General features: G+C 75.5%; 9 protein-coding genes and 3 pseudogenes. 6 read left to right on the top strand and 6 right to left on the bottom strand.

Features of this window, described 5'->3' with window-relative positions; all coding sequences use genetic code 11:
- The 4 genes and pseudogenes from ABD308_RS06435 to ABD308_RS06420 all read left to right on the top strand — a co-directional run.
- On the top strand, positions 1-433 hold a 433-nt coding region (locus ABD308_RS06435), incomplete at its 5' end, for a hypothetical protein (RefSeq protein WP_344328534.1).
- Entirely contained in the window at positions 430-1,608 is a 1,179-nt protein-coding gene (locus tag ABD308_RS06430) for a hypothetical protein (protein ID WP_344328531.1), read from the top strand. The genes ABD308_RS06435 and ABD308_RS06430, both read left to right, overlap by 4 nt.
- Positions 1,609-1,743: 135 nt before the next feature.
- A complete protein-coding gene (locus tag ABD308_RS06425; RefSeq protein WP_344328529.1) occupies positions 1,744-2,544 on the top strand; it encodes a phosphotransferase in 801 nt (266 codons plus the stop codon).
- A gap of 43 nt (positions 2,545-2,587) precedes the next feature.
- Positions 2,588-3,034, top strand: a pseudogene (locus tag ABD308_RS06420) (enoyl-[acyl-carrier-protein] reductase FabV); the annotation flags it as partial.
- Positions 3,035-3,045: 11 nt separating this feature from the next.
- Here the strand turns inward: ABD308_RS06420 and ABD308_RS06415 are convergent.
- From ABD308_RS06415 to ABD308_RS06395, 5 genes are all read right to left on the bottom strand, one after another.
- Positions 3,046-4,413, bottom strand: a complete 1,368-nt coding sequence (locus ABD308_RS06415; RefSeq protein ID WP_344328526.1) for an erythromycin esterase family protein — start codon at positions 4,411-4,413, stop codon at positions 3,046-3,048.
- Between the two features lie 177 nt (positions 4,414-4,590).
- The gene (locus ABD308_RS06410; RefSeq protein ID WP_344328521.1) at positions 4,591-4,854 is read right to left on the bottom strand and encodes a hypothetical protein; all 264 of its coding nucleotides are present in this window, start codon (positions 4,852-4,854) and stop codon (positions 4,591-4,593) included.
- A gap of 135 nt (positions 4,855-4,989) precedes the next feature.
- Positions 4,990-5,145 (bottom strand): DUF6131 family protein, encoded by a 156-nt coding sequence (locus tag ABD308_RS06405; protein WP_344328510.1) that lies wholly within the window; start codon positions 5,143-5,145, stop codon positions 4,990-4,992.
- Between the two features lie 157 nt (positions 5,146-5,302).
- Positions 5,303-5,602, bottom strand: a complete 300-nt coding sequence (locus ABD308_RS06400) for a WhiB family transcriptional regulator (RefSeq protein WP_344328501.1) — start codon at positions 5,600-5,602, stop codon at positions 5,303-5,305.
- 47 nt (positions 5,603-5,649) lie between these two features.
- On the bottom strand, positions 5,650-5,868 hold the full coding sequence (locus ABD308_RS06395) for a DUF6479 family protein (RefSeq protein ID WP_344328493.1): 219 nt from the start codon (positions 5,866-5,868) through the stop codon (positions 5,650-5,652).
- A 353-nt stretch (positions 5,869-6,221) separates the two neighbouring features.
- Between ABD308_RS06395 and ABD308_RS06390 the strand changes: the two are divergent.
- A pseudogene (locus tag ABD308_RS06390) lies at positions 6,222-6,569 on the top strand (Orn/Lys/Arg family decarboxylase); the annotation flags it as partial.
- Between the two features lie 19 nt (positions 6,570-6,588).
- Here the strand turns inward: ABD308_RS06390 and ABD308_RS06385 are convergent.
- Positions 6,589-6,987, bottom strand: coding sequence for an SsgA family sporulation/cell division regulator (locus tag ABD308_RS06385; RefSeq protein WP_344328482.1), 399 nt, complete (start codon positions 6,985-6,987; stop codon positions 6,589-6,591).
- A gap of 170 nt (positions 6,988-7,157) precedes the next feature.
- Here ABD308_RS06385 and ABD308_RS06380 point away from each other — a divergent pair.
- Positions 7,158-7,618: pseudogene (locus tag ABD308_RS06380) on the top strand (hypothetical protein); the annotation flags it as partial.

Below are 7,618 nucleotides of genomic sequence, written 5' to 3'. Positions count from 1 at the left end.
CACCGACACGCTCGGGGTGAGCGCCCTGCCGCACCTCGCGGTCTGGTCGGCGGTGGCGGTCCGGCGGGTCTTCGGCGAGTCGCTGCACGCGCTCACGGTCGTCCCGCTGCTCACCGGCCGCGCCCTCGCGGCACGCACCGAGCGGGAGGCCGCGGACGCCGGGCTGGCCGACCTCACGGCGCGGGTGCTGGAACCGTGGACCGCCGCCGCGCCCGGCGCGGTCGCCGCGCTGGCCCGCCGCCGCTACGGCGCGGCACTGCGGGCCTGCGCACCGGGCTTCGCCCGCTCCGCCGAACCCGACTGGCCGGGTCTGGACGGGGACCGGCTGTTCGACCCCGCGTACGCGCGGGAACTGCACGAGAAGCTGATCGCGACCGGGTGCGGCCCGCTGGTGGCCGACGCGCTGCGCGACGCCCAGGAAGGTGCCCCGTGAACGCTCTGACCGCCACCCTGCTGATCCTGTCCGTGATCGGCAACGCCGTCCTCGCCTGGTTCCTGCTGGTGCGTCGGCCGACCGTCCAGGTGCCCGGACCGGTCCGGTACGTGGAGGTGCCGGGGCCCGAGGTGGTGCGCGAGATGCCAGGTCCGATCCAGTACGTCGACCGGCCCGGACCGGTCGAGTACGTCGACCGGCCCGGTCCGATCCAGTACGTCGACCGGCCGGGCCCGATCGAGTACGTCGACCGGCCGGGCCCGGAGCGCATCGTCCACGTCGAGGTCGTCAAGCCGGTGGAGCTTCCGGCCCGCTCGGGTCCACGGTTCGGCGCCGGCCCGTTCCCGGTGGCCGTACCGAGCGCCTTCCCGGTCGGCCGGGACGTCGCGCCCGACACCGTCGTGGACGGCGTCGACCTGGGCCACCTGCACGTGCGGGCCGGGTCCCAGCGCGGCGGCCGCAACCGGCTCGACCAGCGCTACCGCCGCGACGCCTTCCTGACCCGGATCGTGCCCGGGTTCCCCCGGCAGGTGCTGCTGTCGGCGGTGGCAGCGGGCAACCCGCTGGGCGCCTGGTCGTACAGTGCCGCCGACGTCCTGGTGAACTCGCTGGCCACCCAGGTCGGCGCGTTCGCCGAGCCGCTGGCGCACGCCATGTGGGAGGCGCACTCCCCCGACACCGTCGACGAGTTGCTGCGCTCGACGCTGCGCGGCACCACGGGCGGGCTGGAGCGTCTCGGCCAGCTGCGGCACGCCACGCCGGGCGACGCGTCGGCCGACCTGCTGGCCGCCCTGTCCCCGCTTGGCCAGGACCCCGCGGGGAGCCGCCGGCAGCTGGTGTTCGGCACCGGCGGCGGGCGGGCCCTGCTGCTGCGCGACGGCGTCTGGCACGAGCGGCTGGCCCTGGGCGGCGGTACCACCTGGACGGCCGAACGGGCCCTGCCCGACGGGCTGGACCTGCGCTGGCAGCCGGTGGACACCCGGCCGGGCGACCTCCTGGTGCTGTGCACCGGCGCCACGGCCGAGTTGCTCACGCGCCCCGACGTCGGCGCCTTCCTCGCCGAGACCTGGCGGGCCGGCGCGCCCGACCTGACGGCGTTCCTGCACGACCTGGGTGTCCAGGCCCACGGCGCGGACGCCGACCGCACGGTGGTCTGCCTCTGGGAACGCGGCTGAGCCGTGACGGGGTCCGGCTCCGCACCCCGTCACGGACCCCGGAGGTGGCCGACCTCCTCCGGGGAAGGCCGGCAGGCGGGGAGCCGCGGTGCACGGCGGGGCAGGCGGGGTCGGTCCGGCGATAGCGTGGTCCTCATGACGGCTGAGGACGGAGCGCTGGTCGGCGGGATGGCGAACGCGGGGGCGGTCTTCCGCCAGGGGGACTTGGTGGAGCGACCGGCACCGCGCCACGCGCGCGCCCTGCACGCCCATCTCCGCGCGCTGAAGGAGCACGGCTTCGACGCGGCGCCGGTCCCCGTTGGCCTCACCGGGGATGGCCGTGAGCAGCTGGCCTTCATCCCCGGCGACGTGGCTCTGCCGCCGTTCCCGGGCTGGGCGATGAGGAGTGCCGCCCTCGCATCGGTGGGGAGCCTGCTGCGGCGTCTGCACGACGCCGGCGGGGCCGTCGCGGTGGACACCCGTGCCGAGTGGCCCCGGGACCTCGCCGACCCGGAGGGGGGAACGACGCTGTGCCACAACGACGTGTGCCCGGAGAACGTCGTCTTCCGCGACGGTCGTGCCGTGGCCCTGATCGATTTCGACCTGGCGGCCCCGGGCCGTGCCCTCTGGGACGTCGCCATGACCGCCCGCTACTGGGTGCCCGTGCTCGATCCCGGGTCCGCGGCCGCTCTCTACCCCCCGGGGCTGGACGTGGCCGCACGGCTGCGGATTCTCGCCGACGGCTACGGCCTCTCGGCGGGTGACCGTACCGAGTTGCCAGGCGTCGTCGAGCAGGCGACGGAGGTCTGCCGGGCCTTCGTCGCCCGCCGCGTGGCCGGCGGAGACCCCGTCTATCTCCGGGCGTGGGCCGAGCGTGGTGGATGGGAGCGCTGGGACCGCGCGCAGACCTGGCTGGCGGACCACCGCGAGACGTTCACGGCTGCCCTGCTGAGCTGACCGGCCAGGACGTCCGAGGACAAGCCCACCGGGTGCCGCGGTCGCCCGGGCCCGCACCCTGAACGAGCGGCTCGGCAAGACGGTGGACGGGCGGGCCGTCACCTCGGTGAACGGCGCCGCCGTCACCCAGTCCTCCACCGCCATCCCGGGCATCGCCCTGTACACCGGGCTGCTGCGCGGCGTCCTCGGCGAGGGCGTGGTCCCGCCCGTTCACCAGCTCGCCGCCCTGTGGGACCAGCTCACCGGCGCCGCCCCGCTCGTCCTGGACGACGAGGGCCGGATCCGGCTGGACGCTTGGGAGTTCGCCGACGGTGTCCAGGAGGCGGTCGCCGAACGCTGGGAGGCCGCGACGACCGCGACCGTCGCCGACCTCGCGGACCTCGACTGGTTCCGCGCCGAGGTCCGGCGGCTGTACGGGTTCTCCGTGCCCGGCGTCGACTACGCCGCCCCGGTCGCCACCGACGTCCCCTGGCCCGGTCACACCTTCTGACCGGGGGCCGGTCAGAGCTTGCGGGCCGCGTGGACCTCGTTGAGGTGGATGAGGACGTCGTAGGCCCGGCCGACCGCGAGCCTCGGCATCGGGTCGTTGATGAAGACCGAGCCGGCGTCGTAGGTGGGCCGGGTGACGTCCAGCCAGTCCCGGGCGACGCGCGGAGCGCTGCGCAGGTCGACGTAGTAGTCGCGGTGGCGGACCCGGTCGAGGGTGTACTCGTTCATGTCCGGCGTGGCCGGCGGCACCGTGACGGTCTTCCAGCCGCCGGCCAGCACCTCGTCGTTGGTGAGGAAGGAGCCCCGGTCGAAGGTGAAGCCGATGGCGACGTAGTCGCGGCCGTAGGCGTCGCGCAGATGGGCGCCCTGCGGCTCGGGGTACATGAAGGTGTCGGTGGCCAGGTAGCCGGCGTGCCCGTTGTGCGCCGACAGCAGGACCTTGCCGCCGGTGCGGCGCTGCCACCAGGCGGTGTTGTCGGCCATGGCCCGGTCGCGCAGCTGCTCCGCGGCGGAGACGGAGGCGGGGTCGGCGAGGTCGAGGGCGGCGAAGCCGAAGGTCTGGGCGATGTTGCGGGCGTGCTGCAGGGCCCACTCGTACGCGTCGTCGCCGGGGGTGCCGCTCGCGGTGACCAGGTCGAGCGCCTGCTGGGCCCTGGCGGCGTTCTCCCGGCGCTCGGCGACGGGCCTGCCCAGGTAGGCGATGGTGTCGTCCAGCGGCCGCAGGCCCGCGTAGAGCCCGTCGAGCGCCGGCAGGACGTCCGGCCGGGCCTGCCGGACGTAGCCGGCGACCCGCTCGAAGACGGCGTCGCCGAGCTTCGGGGCGCCGATGTCGTCGCCGAGGAAGCGCAGCGGGCGCCCCGGGTGGCTCCGGTTGTAGTCGCGCATCCAGGAGATCAGGTCGGCGAACTCCTCCCGTTCCCAGGGGCTGCCGCCCAGCGCCTCCTTGACGATCCGCCGGGCGTCGCCGGAACCGCCCTGGACGTACTCGTCGATCAGCAGTCCGCTGGTCCAGCTCGTCTCCAGGGCGAAGGTGGTGAAGCCCTTCTCCTCGACCAGGTGGCGGAAGAGCCTGTGCTTCATCGCGAAGAACTCGTGCGAGCCGTGCGTCGCCTCGCCGAGGCCGACCACCTTGGCGTCGCCGATCATCGTGCCGAGGGCGCGGAGGTCGGCGGTGCGTCCGCCGGGCTCGGTCGTCCGCAGCGGCTGGGCGACCCGGTCCAGGGCCCGTACGACGGCCGCCTCCCGGGAGTCCGCGGCGTTCACCCCCACCGGGCCCGCCGGGGCGGCGACCGCCGCCACCGGGGCGAGCACGGCCGTCACCGCCACGGCCGCCGTCGCCGCCAACAGTCCGCGCCGCCCGATCCGCTTGCCGCCTGCCATCGCTGTGACCACTCCTCAACTCGTAGGTCCTGGGACTTCCCGGACTTCTCCGGGGTGAGTTGATCATCACGCGGGCGGCGGTGGCGGCGCGCTGGGGAGGGCCTCCGGCTTTCCTGGGGGAAGCCCCCCGGAGGGATTCGGTGGCGAGCCCCCCGCCCGGAGAGGGCCCGCCGTCCGTTACAGGGCGCGCAGGGCCCGCTCGCACTCCCGGCAGCGCTGCTCGGCGAGCGTCGGCGGGTACCAGGGTTCGCCCAGACCCGGCCGGAAGTGGGCGTGCTCCATGTCCCCGGTGTCCCGCCCGCACAGGGTGCTCGGCAGCGGGTCCTCGGGCACGTCCGGGTCCGATCCGGCGGCGTGCACGGCCGCCACGGCGGGCTCGACCCCGTCGGGGCCGAGCACCCGGGCGGGTTCCAGCTCGTAGAGGACGACGATCGAGGCCATGGCACGAGCATCGTCCGCCCGGGCCGCCCCGACACCCCGGGGTGGGCTGTTCGGGCCCCCAGGGTCGAAAGGCCGTGCCAGGTGGCAAGGCGGCCCGAACCGGGACCAAACGCCCGGACCGCCCGGCACCTCCNGTCAGTAGTAGTGGCGGCGTCCGCCGACGGCGTGGCCGAGGGCACCGGCGATCCACAGCACGAGGCCGATCACGAGGAGGACGATGCCGATCGTCCACAGCACCGAGATGCCGGTGACGAATCCGATGATGAGCAGTATGACGCCGAGGACGATCACGGAAGCCTCCCGGTGGATGCGGACGGGCGGAGCCTCGGAGGGCCGGTGCCCTGCCGGTCTCCGGCCGGGCCCTGGCGCTGCGTGTACCACCCTGCTGGATCGGCAAACCCGGCCGTCGCGCGGGAGCCGGCAGCGGCGGTCCCGGCCGGGGGTCGTGCTACGCGACCCGCGGGGCCGGTGCGGAGGCGTCGGTGAACAGCGCACGCCGCTCCTCCTCCGTCAGCCCGCCCCACACGCCGTAGGGCTCCCGGGTGGCCAGCGCGTACCGGCGGCACTGCACCCGCACCGGGCAGCGCGCGCAGACGGACTTCGCGTGCTGCTCGCGCTCCTTCGCGGCGGCGCCGCGCTCGTTGACCGGGTGGAAGAAGATGCTGCTGTCGACGCTGCGGCAGGCTCCCTCCAGCTGCCAGTTCCAGTGCTGCTCGGCGGCTCCGGGGAGGCGGGAGATGTCGGTCACGGCGGCCCTTTCCTGACGCGGGACGGCGGTCGGTGTCGACCGGCCTTCTAACCCCGATCCGGCGGTTCATGCCGCCCTCCGCCGCGGTTCCGCGGGCGGGCCGCCCGGTCGAGCGGCACCGGCGGTTCCTGCCGCCGGGCCCGGCGGCGGCTGCCCCACACGAAGGCGGCCAGCAGGGTGCCCACCACCAGGACGGCGGGCAGCACGGTCACGAACAGGACCGGCCCGTCGAGTCCGGCCGCGGACATGGTCGGCGCTACGGTCATCGGGCATCACCTTCCGGATCGTCGGGGTCCGCCGGCGCCGGCGGACCGGGTGAGGACCGCCCGCCTACCCGGCGGTTCCCGCGCCACACCCGGCGGGGCCGGACCGGGGTCCGGGCGCCCCGCGCGGGCGGCGGCGGGTTTCCGGCGGGGCCGGCGGGGCAGCCGCCGGATCATGGACCAGTCGCAGGCACCCGTGCTGGAGGCCCTCGCGGCCTATCACGCCAATCCGCTGACCACCTTCACCCCGCCCGGCCACCGGCAGGGCCGGGGCGTCGATCCGCGCACCCTGCGCACGCTGGGCGCGGACGTCTTCCGCTCGGACGTGCTCACCACCGGCGGCCTGGACGACCGCACTCGCCGGGCTGACCGAGCTGGTCGGGATCGCGGCCGACCTGCGGCCCACGCCCGTCGTCCAGGTCCCGGGGCCGGACCGGCTGCGCCTGGAACAGGTCCTGCTGCCGCGCGACGCGTTCTTCGGCCCGGCCGAGCAGGTGCCCGTCGAGAAGGCGCCGGGCCGGATCGCCGCCGAAATGCTGACGCCCTACCCGCCGGGCATCCCGGCCGCCCTGCCCGGCGAGCGGCTCACCGAGGACGTCGTCGAGTACCTGCGCGGCGGCCGGGCCGCCGGCATGCTGGTGCCGGACTCCGCGGACCCCGGGCTGAACAGCGTGCGGGTCGTCGTCGAGAACGGTGTGGACTGACCGCCCGGCGAGGGTCGGGTCAGGCGGAGAGCAGATCGCGGATGCAGCGGTCCCAGTCGATGCGGTCGGACTCCGCGCCGACCGGGACCGCCCTCGCGGTGGCGCGCAGGAAGCGGGCGAGCGGGCGGGCGGGGGCGTTCAGCAGCGCCACGCCGGTCCGGCAGCCGAGGGCGATGAAGACGTGCGTGCCGGTGGCGCTCGGTTCGATGTGGACGTCGCCGTCGCCGACCGGCCCGTGCAGTCCGGCGGCCAGCAGGTCACGGGCGAGCACCCAGACCGCGCCCTCGTCGGCGCCGAAGTCGAGCCGGACGGCGAACGGGTCACCGGTCTCGTAGCGGCACTCCACGTCCAGGTCCCGCCCCCGCGCCTCGCCGGTGATCAGACGCATCCTCAGCTGTGCCGCCACCACTTCCGACATCGGCCTCGCCCTCCCGCGACTCGTCGTGCCGTCGAACACTGTGCGCACCGTCTGCCCCGGCGCTGCCCGCTCATGCCACGGAATCGGCGGACGCGCCACTCGGGCGGTTACCGAGCGTTCACCCTGGTATCGCACGATTTCGGCCACCTTCCAGCGGGCAAGCAAGGCGTATGGACGACAGCCGCAACCCCGAGGTGGACGCCGCGGTCGGCCGGGCCGACGCGCGGCGGCTGACGGACGAGCTTCGCGCGGCGGTGGCCGAGCCCCGCACCGCCGCGCTGGTACTGACCCGCCGGGTGCGCGCCGCGCACCGGGCCCGGGTGTGGACGGCGCTGGGCCATCCCTCCTGGGACGCCTACGCCATGGCCGAGCTCGGCGTGCCGCGGCCCACCGCCTACCGGCTGCTGGACCTCGCGGACACCGCCGGCGTGATCGAGGAGACCGTGGCCCGCGAGGCCGGGCCCGAGCTCGCCCACGCCTGGGACAGCTGGGCGGTGCTGAACCTGCGGGCGGTGGTGGACCTGCGCGGCCGGCTGGCCGAGCTGTCCGACCTGCTCGCCGAGCGCCTGGGCCAGCTGGGCGCGGAGGCCGGCGAGCGGCCCCGGGAGCCCGCCCGGGTGGCCGCCGCCGT

The organism is Kitasatospora putterlickiae (genome assembly GCF_039527695.1).
Classification (GTDB): domain Bacteria; phylum Actinomycetota; class Actinomycetes; order Streptomycetales; family Streptomycetaceae; genus Kitasatospora; species Kitasatospora putterlickiae.
The sequence above is the reverse complement of the archived record's forward strand: the minus strand, read 5'-3'. Positions and strand labels throughout refer to the sequence as shown.